Here is a 16,218-nt window from a genome sequence, read left to right as displayed (position 1 = left end):
ATTAACAGGTTTCATCAAACTTTAACCCATCAGCCTTGGTCATGTCAGCACCACCCATGAAACAAATCCGCATTGCGTCTGCCAAAGACAAAAAAGAAGTCACCGCACTTCGAACCAGGGAATTCGACCGTTCCAAAAATTTCAAACTGCTGAAACCCGAACTGCTGCACTGGAACCATACCGATGATGCCCATACGGTTCTGGGAATCTGGAATGAACACCAGGAAATAATTGCCACATTGCGGCTGATCCGTGTCGCAAATCTTCAGGAAGCCGTCAAACGCCTGGAAGCGGACATTCCCATTGCCATCCATTTCCCCTGCCTTATCTTCAATTCCGCAGCCACAAGGCAGGATTACCACAGACAAGGACTCAACCAGCTGTTACGCTATTACAGCATCCGGGCCGCCCAGACTCACCACATCCAGCATTTGATCAGCCCTGTTTATCTGAATGCCCCGAGACTGGCGCTGATGGAAAAACTGGGATACACCTTTCATGAACCGCCTCATACCTGGCAGACCAAACTGGCGCCATACAGTCCGAGAATTCTGGCAGTACTGGAAAAAAACCGTTTTGCTCCCGCCCGGGATATTCTGGAAAAAGCCATCCCCCACCTCATCGACACCTATCCCTGGACCGGAGAACCGATTAGTCTGTAGTCTCAATTTCCCGGAAAATCTGATCCGCAGCCCCCAGAATATCGATGGACGGGTTGTATCCCACCACGGTGGCGGCCTCGATATTCAGTGAGATGGAAAAATCTTTACCCACATCCATGGGTAATCTGCCGGGATCCGCGCCATCCAGAATTCTCAATGCATATTCCGCGCATTGAAGTCCAAACTTTTCCTTGTCTCTGCCGATACCGATCACCAGTCCTTTGGTGATATAAATGGGCTCTCCGGTACTGGGAAGGCTGTATTTTTTGAAACAATCAAAAAACAGATCAAAATTCTGATCAAATGCATTGGAAATCTGCACATAAAACACATCCACTTTAGGGGCTACTTTTTCCAGAGCCGCAGTGATATTTTCCCGGATTTCTTCCCTTGGCAGCACCTGATTATTTTCATCCCGCAGGGAAAATCCTTCGTTGAAAAATTCGAACCCGGCCTCATGGCTGAGTTCCGTGACTTTCTGGATGGTGCCTTCATGACTGGGCGATCCTTTCAGGTATATCATTCCGATACGCTGGAACGCCATCAACTCATGAAGCAGATGAATGCCGATGCCCACATAATCCCGGGTCTCCACGCCGGTATAATTGGCCCCGGACCCTTGCCAGTCTGTGATCACGCCCGAGGTTTCCGGTGCGCCCAGGTCTGTGAACACAATGGGAATCGTCTTGATTTCCCTGACAGTCCGCTGGGTGGAGTGGGTGCCGATGGAAAAAATCAGATCCACATCCTGCCGCGTCTCCAAAGAAGCCACAAACGCATCCAGTGCCGCAATATCGCCATCTGCATTAAAGGTGTCGATGATGATTTTATCCGCAGCCTCAGACTGTTGGATCCCCTGCCTGAATCCTTTGAGAGACAGGGTATAGGGCTGAAACGTCTGATGCTGGACCGTCACTATCCGATAGGACTTTTCGGCTTGTACCCCTGAAGGATGCCAGCCGGATATCAGAATCCCGATAATCAGAATCAAACATTTTTTCAACATGGTGTCCATTCCCGTCAAACAGTTAAAGTTCAAAATATATCATGATTCCGGTTTAAAAAAAATCCAGAAAATCAGATTTCCCAGAACACACAGCCCGCCCCCCATCATGATGGCAGTCTGGATGTCAAACCGGCCGGCAAAAAATCCAAAAAAAACCGGCCCCAGGCTGCTGCCGATGCGTTCAATGGAATTGTACACAGCCAAAGCGGTTCCAGCCCCCATTTTCCGGGCGGTCCGGGTTTTCAGCAACAGGCTGGACTGGGCCGGAAAGGTAATGCTGTTGGAAATACCCAGTACCAGAAGAGAAACGATCACAAACAGGGCCGTCATCCATGTTGGCCCTGCCATAAAAAAATAAAACAGGATCAGGACCCCGCCCACCAGAACATTGGAGGCCACCACAGAGATCCGGCTCTGACGGATCTTGATCCGCCGGTTCAGAAAACCGGCAAACAACACACTGGGAAGCGTATAGAACATCATGATCCGGCCGATATCCGCATAGGCGAAATCCGGTTTGAGCAAAATGGGCACGGAATAATAAAAATACCCGATAAAGATGATCCGGGTAAAAATACCGTGCATCAGCACACAGACCAGATTCAAGTCCCGGATACCCAGCCTGAAAAAAGCGGTGAGACCGGTCTGGTCCGCCGGATGCTGTTCTGGGTTGTTTATGGAAGCCTGCTGGATATCGGCCTTGTCCGCAAGAATCATATAGTCGAACACAAAAATCAACAGCACCATGGCAGCAGCGGTGAAAAACACGAATTGATAGGAAAAATATTCCACCAGAATACTGCCGATAATGATACTGCAAAACAATCCCCCTGAAAATGCGGCAGTGAAACCGGCCAGATGAAACGCCTGGTTTTCAGCGGTCGACCGTGCCACAATGAATTGTTTACAGGAAATGACAATAAAAGCGAACCCCACGGCACAAAGCATCCTGCCGAAAATCAGCTGAAGAATATCACCGGACAGGCCGCAGAGCACCAGCCCGGCTGAGGTACACAAGGCGCCTATGCCAATCCCGTAATCCGGATGAATCCATCGCTTGAACAGATTGCTGCCCATGAACAGCATGAAAAAAAACACGGTGATCATATAACAGGTAATGGGAAGTCCCATGAGAATTTCATCGGAAAACACACCGGTCAGAACGGTTTGTTTATCCAGCAGCTCTCTGGAAAAAATCGGCAGAAAACTGGATTGCAGATTGGCCCCCATAAAAAAGATGAACACAATGGGACGGATCTGGGACGGGTCCTTGAATTTTTTGACCTGTTCCTGCCGGTCCATCAGGTGATTCAGGGCGGATCGCTGTTTTTTGACCGCCCCAAGGAACCGTTCCCGGCCGTGGAATATGGCAGTCAAAATCTCGGATGAGACTTGGTTCAGATGGGCCAGGGTCTGATAAATCTGCTGTCTTTGAACCGTGACATGCTGTCGGATCCGGGCGGAGATCGGGTTCATTTCTTCGGGCATCACAGACCCGCACCAGGGGTTCACCCTTTGTATCATGTGGTTCAGAGTGTTCATGGATTCCCGGAACGGCGCGGCCACCAGCCTGGAGGCAAAAAACCGGATGATTTCATAGGCAATGATGAGGCCTGCCACCACAATGGTGATCAGGTCAAACAGCATGGACATCATTTTCCGGTCCGCTTCCATGCTTAAGCCCAGACGGATTTCCTTTACCCGGGAATCCGGGGCTGCCGCATCACCCCCTGCAAGCGGCAAAGCGATTTCCCGGGAAGCCTGATCTCTTTTTTCGGCAAAAAACAGCACATGGTCGCCTTGCACAATCCGGATATAGGCCAGATCCGGGGTCTGGGCCAGCACATCCTCCAGAAAAGGGGTCATGCCCCCCAGCAGGTGAATCGGAATCCCGAAACCCAGGGCGTAATCGATCTCTTTTTTCAAAACCTGCCCCAGCTCTTTTATCTGGGACAGATTCTGCTGCTCATAGGCGCGCTTGAACATGGCGGCATTGAAAAACATGTACAAGCCATGGGAAAGGCCCACAAAAATCATGACAATCAAAATCAGTCGTCTGCTCTGCATGATGGGCTGCCTTTTTTTATCAATTGATGCGCAATCGTGCCGTCAGACGTCTGTACAACGCCTTTTCCCACGATGCCGGGTCCGGTGCCATGCTCACCCCGTCGATAGCATCATACAGATCCCGGTGATCCACGGACAGCCATTGTCCGGCCCGGATATTCTGAATTTGCTTTTTGCAGGTGAACAATGGAGACATATCAATGCCCCGGGCCTGCAGCCGATCATACTGCCCGGTCTGAATCCAGGTGTCCATCTCGTGAATGAACCGCTTATACGGCCGGTTGATCAACCAGGTCAGCACCAGATAGAGAAAAGGCAATCCCACCGCCAGCATCCCCAGAAAGGTCACCACCGACCGCCTTATCAGCAAAAGGGTTTGTTCCCGGATCTCCCGGAGAGACACCTTCATGACGATGTTTCCTTTGACCCGGGTCCGGTCCGCCAGGGGAATATGGATCTGAAACGCGTCCGGCTTCTTATCCATGGCAAAGGTGCGGGTCATGTGAAACTCCCCGGGGGAGGTATCGGGTCTGGCGGAAAAGAGCACGGTTCCCTGGTCATCGATGATATGCAGGTTGTCAATGTCTCCGGGAATGATGTCCGTCAAAAGCCGGGCATAATCGATCTGGTCCAGAGGTTTTCCGAACAAAAGCGATTTGTTGAGTTTGCGCTGCATCTGGCTGCCGATGATCCGGTATTTCCTTAGATTGCTTTCTTCCAGGTTGCCGGTCAGAAAACCGATTTCAAGAAAACAGTTCAATCCCTGGACAAACAGAATAATCAGAAAAGTGACGATCATGATCCGGGATCGTAATTTCATGAGACCCCTTTGTATTGTATCATAAGCATGGCAATGTCATCATACTGGGGTGCCCCGGCAGCAAAGGATTTCAGGTCGCCTTTGATGTATTCCACCAGAGTGCGGGAAGATACCGGTGCCTTTGAGACAATGCGGTCCAGAAGGGTTTTTTCCGAATAAAACCGCTCCTGATCATCCATGGCCTCGGTGACACCGTCCGTATACAGAAACAATGCTTCCCCCGGCGCCAGGGTCAGCGACAGATCCTTATAGCAAATGTCGTCCATGATTCCCACCATCGGACCGCTGATCGCTTTTTGGTACCCGGCCTGTCTGGATCCCATGATATGCACGGCCGGGTTGTGCCCCCCGTTGGCATAGGTGATCACACCGGTATTCAGGTCCAGTATCCCTATGAACAATGTCACAAACATGGACTGGGGATTGTCACTGGAGATGGCATCGTTCACCTCGGTCATGATGGCACCCGGACTGATTTTCTTGAACGCGGATGTTTTGATCAACGTCTTGGTAATGGCCATCATTAGAGCGGCCGGCACCCCTTTGCCGGACACATCTCCGATGGTGAAACACAGTTTGTGATCTTCGACAAAATAAAAATCATATAAATCCCCGCCCACTTCTTTGGCCGGTTCAAGGGAGGCAAAGATATCCATGGCTTTGCAGTCGGGAAACGGGGGAAAAATCTTGGGAAGCAGCCCCAGCTGGATATCTTTGGCAATATTGAGTTCTCCCTGGATCCGTTCATTTTTGGCTGTTGTTTCAAGCAGTTGACGGATATTTTCCTTCAGCTGCCCTTTCATGAAAACAAACGCGTTGGCCAGAAGTCCCACTTCATCCCTGTTTTTTTGGGCCAGTTGATCCAGATACATGTCCTGGGTTTCATCCCGGGTCAGATCCGCCGATGAAAACGCCTTGACACGATCCGCCAGAAATTTCAAGGGTCTGGAAATCCGGGACACCATCCAGGCCGCAGACAGAAGACTGCACAAAAGAATCAGCCCGATCAATGCGCTTTGTTTGAACACAATCTCTTTGGCCGGCGCCCGGATCTCCGACACCGGCACCGTGACCCCGATATACCAGCCCAAGGGTTTGAAAAACCGGATATAGGCGATCATCTCCTGTTTTTCAAACAGATCGGACTGATAAGACAAAAATCCCCCCCCTTGAATGGCCCGGGTCACCATATCCTGAACCAGGAGATTGCCGGTCTGAAAATTGACGGTTTGCTTAAATTGACTTGCAAGGTCCGGATCGGTCATGGCCAGCACGGAAAACGCGTTGTCAAACAGAAAAGCGATTCCGGTCCTGCCGATGCGGATGTCGGCAAAGGTTTCTCCCAGAGTTTCCACGATTTTGGACAGTTTTTCCTGGGCCTCCACCTCGATATCTTCAATATTGACAACGGTTCCCACCACCCAGTCCCAGGGACTGAAGGTCTGAATGCAGGTCAGATATCTGGCCCGGTATGCTTTTCTGTCCGGCCAGCTCACCACCGAGACAACCGGATCCGGGCTGATGCCGGCTGCATCCAGGTTCTGGGCCAGGGTGTTGCTTTTCATGTCCATGAATCCGCTGATATCCTGTCCCACGAATTCAGGGTCGGGATGTGCGAGCACGGTCAGGTTTTTATCTGCGATAAAAAGAGTGCCATGGGTTTCCTGATCCGTGCTGTTCATCACCCAGTCCAGCACCATCTGCTGGGCTGTGTCCATGGAAGACCGATTTTCACGGCTGTATCGATGCTGTTGCTCGATCAGCTTGACAACCAGGTCGGTCCGGCCCTTTAATATCTGTTTATACCGTGTCACCGAATCGATCTTATCGGTTATCAGGTTGTTGTATTCCCCGCGGATATTGAGACTGATCAGAGACAACACGTGCTGGGACAACCGTTCCTGCTGGGCCAGCATGGCATGGTTGATTTCCTTGCCGGAGATGGTGATGATGAGTATGGCTGTCACCGCCATGATGGCGATGACCAGAAAAATAATTTTGGACTGCATAGAATTGAGTAAAGGCACTTTTTTTTTAACAGGATCGGTTTCTTTCAAAACAGGCAGTCTCCATATGTTTGATGGTCTGATCTCTCTTATATCGGATACCCAATCCTTTTATCAACACAAAATTCATTGATTTTTCATAAAAAAAAAGCGTAATAACATAAAACACTTGAAAAACAGAGCGCTTGATACGGTATGGTGATACTTATGCATGACAGCAGTGACAAATTGTTTGAGATTTTACGCGATGCCGCCAGAAAAGTATCCATGGGGGCGTATGATGAAGCAGATCAGCTCATGGAACTGACCAACACGGACAAGTATCCGCCCACGGTGGCGGAACTGGCGGAAGCCTTCGGCATGATGATCGTCAGAGTGGAATCCAGAGAATACAACCTGGAGCAGCTGCTCCAGAAAATCCAGGACAAAAACAAAAAACTGGAAGAAATCCTGGCCCGGGTTCAGCTTCTGGAAAGCATTGAAATGCACCTGAAAAAATTTGTCCCCCAATCGGTTCAGGACCTGATTTCAAACAATCCGGAAAACCCGGATCTGAACAAACATGAAAAAGATCTTTCCGTCCTTTTCCTGGACATTGCCGGGTATACCAAAATGAGTGAAACCACCTCCCAGGAGAAGATGAATTATCTGATTGAAACCTATTTCAGTGAATTTTTAAATATTATTGTTGAAAACAAAGGCGACATCAACGAAACCGCCGGGGATGGACTGATGATTCTATTTCAGGATGAGGATCCAAAAACCCATGCGTTCAACGCGGTATCCGCGGCCTTGGGCATCAAAAAACGAACCCAATCCATCAACCATTCTCTAAAAGGGAAATTCGCTCCGGTGTCCGTCAACATGGGAATCAATTCCGGCACCGCATCCGTGGGCTCCACCCGGTTCAACGGCATTGCCGGTGACCGGTGGACCTATACCGCATCCGGTCCGGTGACCAATATTGCGGCCCGGATCTGCTCCCATGCCCGGAACGGACAGATCCTGGTCACCGATTCAACTTCCCGTCATATTCATGACCGGGTGGCATTGTCCGATCCCATCCCCATCCAGTTGAAAAATGTCAGCCAGCCGGTGCCGGTCCGGGAAGTCATGGTGGATTCATCCCATGGCACAGACTGAAAAAATCCTGACCCGGAAGGCGTTGCTCAAAAACCTGGACTCGTTTCAGGAATTTATCACCGACTGCGCCCGGCAGTATCTGCTACCTGAAGACCGGATTCTCAAACTCCAGCTGGCATCAGAAGAAGCATTGATGAACATATTCAGCTATGCGTATCCGGATGATGCGCCCGGGGATGTCACGGTGCGCTGTTTTCACCAGAAAGCCGGTGAACTGCTGATCTCTTTTGAAGACAGTGGAGAAGCCTTTGACGTCCTCTGTGTTGACGACCCGGACACGACCCTGTCCCTGGAAGACCGAGACGTGGGAGGCCTGGGCATCTTTTTCATGAAACAGATGACTGACGCGGTCTGGTATGCCCGGAAAGAGAACAAAAACATTCTCACCTTCCGCTTGTCCCTTTCGTGACCGTTAACCAGGGATAGAACTGAATCCGGAAATTTTCAGGCCGGCAGGTCGTCCATGCTGTCGTAGCAGGGTAAAATGGACGGAAAGCCTGAAATCTCAAGCACTTCCTTGATGTTGCCCTGAAGTCCGGCCAGGCTCAACTCGCCGTTCAAGCCTTTCAATTTTTTGGCCACCACCAGAAATATCCGCAACCCGGCACTGGACACATATTCCAGATGGGTCAGATCGAACGCCATTTTGTGTTTGCCCTGCTCGATGATCTGCGTCACCGCCTGATCCAGTTCCGGGGCTGTTGTGGCATCCAGCCGCCCGGTCACGCACACCACACAGGTGTTGTTCTGCATTGTTTCTTCTATTTGCATTGTTCCTCCAGATCTGTTGAAAATTTCTCTAACACAGCATCAAATGCTTCCAACACCGGACAGCTGTTGCTGTAGACCAGAGAATAGGACAGGTTTTCCGGTTTTGTCAACCAAAGCCTTAAAAAGGCCTGGCGCAGAAAACATTAAACACCTGGGGCTTGCCAGTCACATAATAATTTACAGACCGGTCTTTTTCATCCACCACTGTTATATTCACAAGACTTCCCTCCACAGGCCGGTTGTCATCCGATGTTGCCGCCATCGCCAGTTTCCAGGCATACCGCCACGCGGTGACATCGGAATCCAGCCAGTTTTCCTCCAGGGACGGTGAATACCCGGTTACCAGCTTTCCATGGGTCATTTGCTGAAATTTTACCCTGAATCCTTTGGGTTTGACAACCCAGTCCCGGGCGATCAGTTCCATTCCTTTGGCAAGTTTCATTTTATTCTCCCGGCATTGGTTCGGTCATATCTTCGGCAGTTTCTTCCTGGATCCGCTTGTAATTGATATCCAGCTGATGGTGGGCGAATTCAATATTTTCCCGGCCAAAACGCACTTTGGTTTTTTCAAGCAGATCGCATTTTGTCACCCAGAATTTGAGGTTGTTTACCCAGCAACGTCCCCCCAGCCGCACGCCGTTGGAACCCAGTTCAAGCACATAAACCTGTGGGTTGGGTTTGGGCAGCACCCTGGCATCTTCAATCATCACTGCTTCAAGCACCTGTTTGGCTTTGATGAGATCCTGATCATACCGTATGGTGACATCAATTTTCACCCGCCGGGTTTTTGTATAATGATAATTGATGACAATATCATCTAAAATCTGGCGATTCGGGACAAAAAATGTTTTTCCGTCAAAAGTGCGAAGTCGTGTATTCAAGACTGTGGTGGCCTCCACTTTTCCCAAAAGAGTGCCAACTTTGACATAATTGCCCACTTTAAAGGGCAAGGTGGGAATCAAAGGACGGAAAACAAGGATAACGCCGATGGCAACCAAAACGATAATCATCATCAGGGTCACCAGCGGGCCGGGGTTGGCGCCCATCCCCATGGCGGACGCAGTGATCACCAATCCCAGAAGCACCACTCCCGTTGAATTGGCTGCAACGGAGACCGTAGGGGTGTTTTTGATGAATCTATTTAACAGGATACGTATTTTTTTTACGACCCATTTGGTAGAGATCAAGCCGATAATCAAAATTAACAGGGATGAAATCATATCCAACCCGTTACTTTGCATGAGTTGACCCAGGTGTTGGAATCTGGAAAGCTGATCCTCCATACGGAAATCTCCCATCTACAGTTTAAAATGACAGGCTTTCTTTATCAGGTTTTTGTATCCGGTGTCAAAACCTTACTCAAAAGCGGCAATCTGCCGACCGGGCGTTTGAATTTGCCGCCCATATCTGCACCTTGGAAGGGGTATTGCCGAAAGACGATCATATTTACCGGGAATTCAACCAAAGGATGGATCATTATGGCTTCTGACCACGGACTGTATATTCAGATGTTCAGTATTCATGGCCTGGTGAGGCATCAGAACATGGAGCCGGGATATGATGCCGAGGCCTATATCACGGCCCGAACCATCCAGTTCTTCGCCCCCGGGGTTCCCCAGTTCCATTATGTGGGACTGCTGGCCGAAGAAACCGGCACCGACCCGGTGGCATCCCGGAAGGCGGAATTTACGGTGTAAGCCGGAAATTAGGCCGGTCAAAGGTCTCCACCACAGCCTGGCCCAGGGCGGCCTGCCGGATCCGGCCGGTTTTGGCCCGGGCTTTTTCCACATTTTCTGAAGGGATCTGACGCTTTTTATACCATGCATCCGGGTTTTCCAGAAATTCCAGAAAGATATCGGCCGCATCCCGGGCCGTATTGCATGAGTGAACCAGCCGGGGCATGAACTCGGGGCCGTATTTTTTTTCAGCGATCTTCAGGGTCTGTTTTCGGGCATGGTCCCAGAGATTGTCCGGATCCAGCAGAATAATGGGAGCCAGCGGATTTTCATGCAGTTTCATGGAGGTAATGGTGATGGCCAGCTCTTCCGCACTGCCGTACCCTCCGGTATTGACCACCGGCAGATTGCTCAGTTTCTGGAGATGGTCCTGTCTTGCCAGGCGCAGGCCTTCATTGTATTTAATCAATCCGTCACAGGTGGTTAAAGATGCCTGATTCTCTCCCTCCAGATCAATGGCAATGCCCACGCTCATGAGGTTGTGCTGCCGGGCCAGGTCATTGGCCTCCTTCATGAGTCCGGGCCCTCCGCCGTGAACAATGCCCATTTCATATCCCAGTTTCGGGGCCAGCTGATTGATCAAATCGATGGTGAGCCGGTTGTCCGCTTCACTGGTGTGGGATCCGTAAAAAGCGAACCAGTAGCGGACCCGGTCAAACCGGTCCCGATCGTCCGGTTCCATGAAGCACCCGTGATAAAAGGTATAAAGCTTGTCAATGTCCGGATCATACCGCAGAAATTCACAAGCGGCCTGTTCCGAATGGGTCAGCCGGATCATTTTTTTGACATACTCATCCGCAAAGGACGGGTTGTCCCTTTGGATGAGAAATGTGCGTAATCCACTGGTTCTCAAGGCATCCACCACATCCATGTCCGGAAAATCCCGGCCGATGAACACCCGGGAATTCACCCCGCCCAGCACAGACAGTTTTTCCAGGGTATTTTTGAATTTTCCGTTTCCTGTTTCCGGCACCCGGGGCATATTTTTGCGAAACGTGGAGGCAAGAATCGCGTTACGGATGATCTCCAGCTGGGCCTGACCCAAAGGATCCAGGGCTTTGGGAATGGGGATGAAATTGGCTTTGTTCAAAATCATTCCCAGGGCCGTGTCATCCATGGCGGCAAACAGATTGGCGATCTCGGCATTGGTGAGCAGATCACTGAGACGATACCCTTCCTTGACTTTGCTCTTTTCCAGGGGCACGGTCAAAGGATTTTTGGCCCGGAAAAACCGGATCCGGATCCGGATATCGGTCAGAGGTACGGCATCTGTGCCAAAGTTGTACAGTTCCACCTGGCGGTCCCTGAAGGTTCTGAACGGATCCAGCACCCGGGCCGGCAGATGCTCGATCTTTGCCGTTTCCGGATCCGTGACCGCGTCGATGATGCCGTAGATATCACCCAAAGAAATTTTAATGGCACCCACAAACAGATCGTTGGGGGAAAGCATTGTATTGTCAAGGTCTAAAGCCATGCGGGACCGGATCGTATTGAGGGCACTGCGCCCTTTTTTGATCACTGCGTTGATGCCGGCCGAGGTGATTGCATAGGGTTCAAAGCAGTATTGATACGGCTCCAGCTCCATGGCGATATAATCACAGGCTTGACCGGTGTGCGGATCGACTTCCTGACGGATCTCAAACCCTTCATAAAACCCTTTACCGGTCTTTTTTCCCACAAACAGCCGCTTGTGCAGATAATGGCGGACATCCTTGATTCTCAGCTCCGGATCCATGACAGCCAGACGCCCGATCTCATCCCCTTTCTTGAACAAATCCAGGGCATTGCCCAGCAACGGGTTCAGATTTTGAAGCCGGCCCTGCACATAGATATCTGATTCTTCCACCACCGGTTCGGCCCCTTCGGCCAGATCGGTTTTGATACCGATCTGGGCGTTGCCGCTCCGGCCGGTGAACAAATAGGGTTTGCCTTCCTTGATGGCGGACCGGATATAATCGGATACCAGGGGAAAATGAAACCGGGCCGACAGGATCCCGGAGCTTTCCTCTTGATCATGCATATCGGAAATATATCCGTCCGGGCTGATAATCTGAAATATCTGCATTTTTTCTCCTTTTACTTTCAAACCATTTCCTGTGCATCATAACCGACCCAGATCCGCTGTCAAGTCAAGACACAACCCTTCCCACGCAAAGGCTTTTTTTTCAGGTCCCCAAAATCGGATAAAGCTTTTAAAAAGTAACATCCGATGGTACTATACCCGGCTTGTGAATCAATTGAAATGCAAAGGAATTGAAAATGGATACCCAGATAAAAGTCAGAGGATATCACACCGATTTATACCAGCATGTCAACAATGCCAGGTATCTGGAATTTCTGGAGGAAGCCCGGTGGCAGCTAATGGAAACCCACCTGGACGTGAATGCATTTACGGGAGGAAAATTGTCATTTTTTATTGTCAATATCAACATTTCCTACCGCAGCCCGGCCCGGGTGGGAGACATTATTCAAATCCGGTCCGGACTCAAGAAAACCGGCAACAAAAGTGCGGTGATCCGGCAGCAGATACTGAACAAGACCACCGGCACCGTATCTGTGGATGCGGATGTCACCTTTGTCATTGCCGACACCGGGGGCCGGCCGTTGAAACTGGAAGCAGACCTCAAGGATAAAGTGATGCAGATCCCTTTGTTTGAGGAGTGACAAACAAATTGCAACAAACGGACAATCCTCTGGAAAAAAGGCCCTCCAGGAAGAGATGTTAATCAATTCTGTCTCAGGCTGTCCGACATAGCTCCTTGAATGATACTGTCATGATTCTTCTTGCACTTGCCAGGATCAACATCTATAATTTAAGGGTTGGTATATTGATGAACAGAGAGGAGGTTCATGAAATCATTTCTGGAACTGAATTCCAAAAAAAAAGAAGACCGGCTAAAACAAGCTGAAGCGTTTTACGGCGCCATTGTTGATGTGCATCACCACATATTACCCCAGGCATATCTTGAAGCACTCGCCGATTCAGGTGTCCATCAGAGCATTGGCGTCTTGTTTCCGGATTGGACCATTGAAAAAGATCTGAAGACAATGGATCGGCTCGGCATAAAACGGGCGATCCTGTCTTTCAGCTCGCCCGGCGCGAACGTGCCCGGAATCGAAAACGCCCGCAATTTAGCCAGATTTTGTAATGATTTTATGGCGCAGACCATCAAGGCGCAACCTGGCCGGTATGGGGCATTTGCCACACTACCCCCTCTTGAAGATTTATCCGGCGCTCTAAAAGAGCTTGAATATGCCATGGATGAGCTTGCGCTTGACGGCGTAGCATTGTCATCCAACTATGACCTCAAATATTTGGGAGATGCATCCTTTGAACCGGTCCACAAAGCCTTAAACGCTCGAAATGCGGTTGTTCATGTGCATCCAACAGATCCGCCCGGTGTACAGTTCGGTATTCCTGCCGCTGTTATGGATGCACCGTTTGACGCAACCCGGGCTGCGGTCAGCCTTATCTGTTCCGGTGTGATGGAGCGATATCCGGATATCACCTTCATCCTCTCCCATGGCGGCGGCGTATTGCCTTATCTGTCCTATCGGATCGGCAAAATGGTTCCGCACATTTGGAAATCTTTTACCCAAAATGCGCCAAAAGGCTTTGACAAGTATCTCAATCAATTTTATTACGATTCAGCCATTGTCGGCCCGGATGCATTTCCTTGCCTGATAAAACATGCCGGCGCATCCCGCGTTATTTTTGGAACCGATTATCCATTTGCCGGAAGAGCCGTGCCAGCCGAATGCCTTGAGGCAATCCAAAACTTTACACAGATCAGTTGCCAGAACAGGTATGAGATTCTTGAAAAAAATGCTTCGGCACTTTTCCCAAGGCTCTGCAAAATCAAACCCCCGTTGGCCCACCCGTTACAAGACCGGAGCACATAACGGCAGATACATTCAATCCTTGGGATCACTGAAAGGTGTTCTATGAAAAACAAAAACAACACTACGGAAGAAACAATACTGAAAAAATCCCTCCGGCTGTTTGTCAGAAAAGGGTATCATGGCACGTCGATCAACGACATCATGGTAGAGGTCGGTCTGACAAAAGGGGCCTTTTACAGCCACTTTGACAGCAAAGGAGATCTGTTTCTAAGACTCATTGAAATGTTCAGAGATCAATTTTTTGATACAATGATCACTCAAATTAATGAGTATGACGGCAATTCCCTGGAAAAGATTCATCAGATTTTCAATTTTCTTGCAAAATTCGGAAAAGACCATACAGACCTTTGTGTATTTTTGACGTTTCTTTCTCCCGAGCTGAATACGGATATCGATTTTGAGTCTGAACTTCGGCGGATTTATATCGACTATCAGCAGTTCATCAGTCGCTTGATCAAACAGGGAATCGAAGAAAAAGTTATCAAAAAAGAGCTGAATCCAGACTTGACCGCCCTGACCTTCATGGCCCTCAACGATGGAGTGTTCAATCACTGGTGGCGATTGAATCAAAACCAGTTGATTGATGGCGAGGCCTATTTGCAGACATTCAGCAGCATATTCATTGAGGGCATTCGATCATAAACAAGTATCAAAGAACTCTCCACCCAAAATCGTCTTTTGCACTTTAAGTGTTTTGAGATCTTCGAGGTCGACCTTTGTCGGATCCTGATCCACAAGAATCATGTCTGCCCGTTTACCCGGAGAAATGGACCCTTTAACCATTTCGTGACGGCATGCCATGGCCGCTTTGATCGTCATCATGGCAAGGGCATCCATTACGCTGATGGCGTTATTTTCCCCGATGCGTTCACCGGTTTCACAACACCGGGTTACGGCCGAATAAATCCCTGCAAACGGATCCAAGGGGGCAACAGGGGCATCTGAACCTGCCGCAACCGAAATGCCCTTATCCAGCAGGGATTTAATTGGGTAGAGAAATGCATGTTGCTGTCGGGGAACGGTTTCAAGATATCGCTTTCCATTGAAATAAACAAATGAAGGCTGGGTCACAACCCAGATACCGGCTGAGGCCAAACGTCCGGCCAGCTGGGATGGACACACTGAACAGTGTTCGATCCGGTGCCGGTGATCTGTTCTTGGAAACCGTTTCAACGCATGCTCAATGGCCAGGCACGCCGATTCGACCGCATTTGCCTCAATGGCATGAATAGCTACCTGCTGCCCCGCCCGATGGATTTCAAGAACTTTCTCATTGAGCTGTCTCTGCTCTGGATGAAGTGATCCAGTGGTTTCATCCAGGATGATTTTTACACCTCCCAGCTGCAGTCTTGGACCGGCCGTTAAACCGAAAAAGATATCTCTGCCATGAATGTCAAATGTATCTGCTCCCAACATCATGGTCACGTGATGTTGTATCAGTTTTTTCTGAATCCAGTTATGAAACGCATGCCACTCGTCCGTGCCGTTTCCTATTGAAGCATCCTGAAATGAGGTGATACCAGAAGCAATGAGCTCATTTCCGGCCATTTTGACTGCGTGTTCAAATTGATCGGCTTCCGGGCGAGGAATGCACTTTGATAAATATCCACCCATCTCGTAAAGCAGTCCGGTGGGATCTCCGGTGTGAAGATCTCTGTCGATCATTCCGCCGGGTGGATCCGGTGTAGATCTTGAAATACCTGCAAGTGTCAACCCCAGACTGTTCAGGACATGGGCGTGACCTGACCGATGCGTCAGCTTTACCGGAAAATCGCAGACAGCCTGATCAATATCCCATCGATTTGGATGTCTTTTTTCTTTGAGATCGAATTCACAGTATTTCTGTGCACGGATCCAGGAACCGGGGCGTGATTGCAACCGACAGGCTTTAATTTTCGACTGAATATCTTTGATGGATCTGACCCCTTCCTTTGACGAGAGGTCTATAGACACCAGACTGGCTGCAAATGCATGAAAATGAAAATGAGGATCTATGAATCCGGGAAGCAGAGTGCGCCCTTTACAATCGATAAAAATCGTTTTCCTGGATTGAAATTCAACCAAGCGGTCTTTACCCGACACTGCCTGGATAAAACCGTCTTTG

General features: G+C 49.7%; 16 protein-coding genes. 7 read left to right on the top strand and 9 right to left on the bottom strand.

What is annotated here, in order from left to right; all coding sequences use genetic code 11:
* Positions 1-56 precede the first annotated feature (56 nt).
* Entirely contained in the window at positions 57-662 is a 606-nt protein-coding gene (locus K365_RS0105245; RefSeq protein ID WP_006963643.1) for a hypothetical protein, read from the top strand.
* Here K365_RS0105245 and K365_RS0105240 read toward each other — a convergent pair.
* From K365_RS0105240 to K365_RS26345, 4 genes are read right to left on the bottom strand one after another with little or no spacing between them, the layout of a single operon-like run.
* A complete protein-coding gene (locus K365_RS0105240) occupies positions 652-1,668 on the bottom strand; it encodes an ABC transporter substrate binding protein (RefSeq protein ID WP_024333800.1) in 1,017 nt (338 codons plus the stop codon). The genes K365_RS0105245 and K365_RS0105240 overlap by 11 nt on opposite strands.
* 39 nt (positions 1,669-1,707) lie before the next feature.
* A complete protein-coding gene (locus tag K365_RS0105235) occupies positions 1,708-3,735 on the bottom strand; it encodes an MFS transporter (protein ID WP_024333799.1) in 2,028 nt (675 codons plus the stop codon).
* Positions 3,736-3,754: 19 nt separating this feature from the next.
* Positions 3,755-4,555 (bottom strand): hypothetical protein, encoded by an 801-nt coding sequence (locus K365_RS0105230; RefSeq protein ID WP_024333798.1) that lies wholly within the window; start codon positions 4,553-4,555, stop codon positions 3,755-3,757.
* Complete coding sequence (locus tag K365_RS26345; RefSeq protein ID WP_024333797.1) at positions 4,552-6,612, bottom strand: SpoIIE family protein phosphatase; 2,061 nt, start codon at positions 6,610-6,612, stop codon at positions 4,552-4,554. Before K365_RS26345 ends, K365_RS0105230 begins: the two co-directional genes overlap by 4 nt.
* Positions 6,613-6,768: 156 nt before the next feature.
* Between K365_RS26345 and K365_RS0105220 the strand changes: the two genes are divergently transcribed.
* Both K365_RS0105220 and K365_RS0105215 read left to right on the top strand, forming a co-directional pair.
* The gene (locus K365_RS0105220; RefSeq protein ID WP_024333796.1) at positions 6,769-7,704 is read left to right on the top strand and encodes an adenylate/guanylate cyclase domain-containing protein; all 936 of its coding nucleotides are present in this window, start codon (positions 6,769-6,771) and stop codon (positions 7,702-7,704) included.
* Positions 7,691-8,113, top strand: coding sequence for an ATP-binding protein (locus K365_RS0105215; RefSeq protein WP_006963654.1), 423 nt, complete (start codon positions 7,691-7,693; stop codon positions 8,111-8,113). Before K365_RS0105220 ends, K365_RS0105215 begins: the two co-directional genes overlap by 14 nt.
* 35 nt (positions 8,114-8,148) lie before the next feature.
* Here K365_RS0105215 and K365_RS0105210 read toward each other — a convergent pair whose 3' ends face one another.
* From K365_RS0105210 to K365_RS0105195, 3 genes are all read right to left on the bottom strand, one after another.
* Positions 8,149-8,475 (bottom strand): STAS domain-containing protein, encoded by a 327-nt coding sequence (locus tag K365_RS0105210; RefSeq protein WP_024333795.1) that lies wholly within the window; start codon positions 8,473-8,475, stop codon positions 8,149-8,151.
* Positions 8,476-8,593: 118 nt separating this feature from the next.
* Positions 8,594-8,917 (bottom strand): hypothetical protein, encoded by a 324-nt coding sequence (locus tag K365_RS0105200; protein ID WP_024333794.1) that lies wholly within the window; start codon positions 8,915-8,917, stop codon positions 8,594-8,596.
* 1 nt (position 8,918) lies between these two features.
* Positions 8,919-9,758 carry a mechanosensitive ion channel family protein gene (locus tag K365_RS0105195; protein ID WP_169432928.1) on the bottom strand — a complete coding sequence of 280 codons (840 nt, stop codon included), beginning with the start codon at positions 9,756-9,758 and terminating at the stop codon, positions 8,919-8,921.
* A 195-nt stretch (positions 9,759-9,953) separates the two neighbouring features.
* On the opposite strand from K365_RS0105195, the gene K365_RS27855 reads away from it, so the two are divergent.
* Positions 9,954-10,172: a hypothetical protein gene (locus tag K365_RS27855; RefSeq protein ID WP_156887685.1), complete on the top strand. Its 219-nt coding sequence runs from the start codon at positions 9,954-9,956 to the stop codon at positions 10,170-10,172.
* On the opposite strand, the gene K365_RS0105185 is transcribed toward K365_RS27855, so the two are convergent.
* Positions 10,162-12,276: an LOG family protein gene (locus tag K365_RS0105185; protein ID WP_024333791.1), complete on the bottom strand. Its 2,115-nt coding sequence runs from the start codon at positions 12,274-12,276 to the stop codon at positions 10,162-10,164. The genes K365_RS27855 and K365_RS0105185 overlap by 11 nt on opposite strands.
* 194 nt (positions 12,277-12,470) lie before the next feature.
* On the opposite strand from K365_RS0105185, the gene K365_RS0105180 reads away from it, so the two are divergent.
* The 3 genes from K365_RS0105180 (at position 12,471) to K365_RS0105170 (ending at position 14,756) form a co-directional block, all read left to right on the top strand.
* Positions 12,471-12,875 carry an acyl-CoA thioesterase gene (locus K365_RS0105180; RefSeq protein ID WP_024333790.1) on the top strand — a complete coding sequence of 135 codons (405 nt, stop codon included), beginning with the start codon at positions 12,471-12,473 and terminating at the stop codon, positions 12,873-12,875.
* A 186-nt stretch (positions 12,876-13,061) separates the two neighbouring features.
* On the top strand, positions 13,062-14,114 hold the full coding sequence (locus K365_RS0105175; protein WP_024333789.1) for an amidohydrolase family protein: 1,053 nt from the start codon (positions 13,062-13,064) through the stop codon (positions 14,112-14,114).
* 42 nt (positions 14,115-14,156) lie between these two features.
* Positions 14,157-14,756, top strand: coding sequence for a TetR/AcrR family transcriptional regulator (locus K365_RS0105170; protein WP_024333788.1), 600 nt, complete (start codon positions 14,157-14,159; stop codon positions 14,754-14,756).
* Here K365_RS0105170 and K365_RS0105165 read toward each other — a convergent pair.
* Positions 14,751-16,196 (bottom strand): amidohydrolase, encoded by a 1,446-nt coding sequence (locus K365_RS0105165; RefSeq protein WP_169432927.1) that lies wholly within the window; start codon positions 16,194-16,196, stop codon positions 14,751-14,753. The genes K365_RS0105170 and K365_RS0105165 overlap by 6 nt on opposite strands.
* Between the last annotated feature and the right edge of the window lie 22 nt (positions 16,197-16,218).

Origin of the sequence: Desulfotignum balticum DSM 7044, from assembly GCF_000421285.1 — a bacterium.
Lineage (GTDB): Bacteria > Desulfobacterota > Desulfobacteria > Desulfobacterales > Desulfobacteraceae > Desulfotignum > Desulfotignum balticum.
This window is presented reverse-complemented; position numbering and strand designations above follow the sequence as displayed.

Coding starts and splice junctions, on each gene's coding strand:
- K365_RS0105245 (WP_006963643.1), top strand. CDS start 57: ATGAAACAAATCCGCATTGCGTCTGCCAAAGACAAAAAAGAAGTCACC.
- K365_RS0105240 (WP_024333800.1), bottom strand. CDS start 1,668: ATGTTGAAAAAATGTTTGATTCTGATTATCGGGATTCTGATATCCGGC.
- K365_RS0105235 (WP_024333799.1), bottom strand. CDS start 3,735: ATGCAGAGCAGACGACTGATTTTGATTGTCATGATTTTTGTGGGCCTT.
- K365_RS0105230 (WP_024333798.1), bottom strand. CDS start 4,555: ATGAAATTACGATCCCGGATCATGATCGTCACTTTTCTGATTATTCTG.
- K365_RS0105220 (WP_024333796.1), top strand. CDS start 6,769: ATGCATGACAGCAGTGACAAATTGTTTGAGATTTTACGCGATGCCGCC.
- K365_RS0105215 (WP_006963654.1), top strand. CDS start 7,691: ATGGCACAGACTGAAAAAATCCTGACCCGGAAGGCGTTGCTCAAAAAC.
- K365_RS0105210 (WP_024333795.1), bottom strand. CDS start 8,475: ATGCAAATAGAAGAAACAATGCAGAACAACACCTGTGTGGTGTGCGTG.
- K365_RS0105200 (WP_024333794.1), bottom strand. CDS start 8,917: ATGAAACTTGCCAAAGGAATGGAACTGATCGCCCGGGACTGGGTTGTC.
- K365_RS0105195 (WP_169432928.1), bottom strand. CDS start 9,758: ATGGAGGATCAGCTTTCCAGATTCCAACACCTGGGTCAACTCATGCAA.
- K365_RS27855 (WP_156887685.1), top strand. CDS start 9,954: ATGGCTTCTGACCACGGACTGTATATTCAGATGTTCAGTATTCATGGC.
- K365_RS0105185 (WP_024333791.1), bottom strand. CDS start 12,276: ATGCAGATATTTCAGATTATCAGCCCGGACGGATATATTTCCGATATG.
- K365_RS0105180 (WP_024333790.1), top strand. CDS start 12,471: ATGGATACCCAGATAAAAGTCAGAGGATATCACACCGATTTATACCAG.
- K365_RS0105175 (WP_024333789.1), top strand. CDS start 13,062: ATGAAATCATTTCTGGAACTGAATTCCAAAAAAAAAGAAGACCGGCTA.
- K365_RS0105170 (WP_024333788.1), top strand. CDS start 14,157: ATGAAAAACAAAAACAACACTACGGAAGAAACAATACTGAAAAAATCC.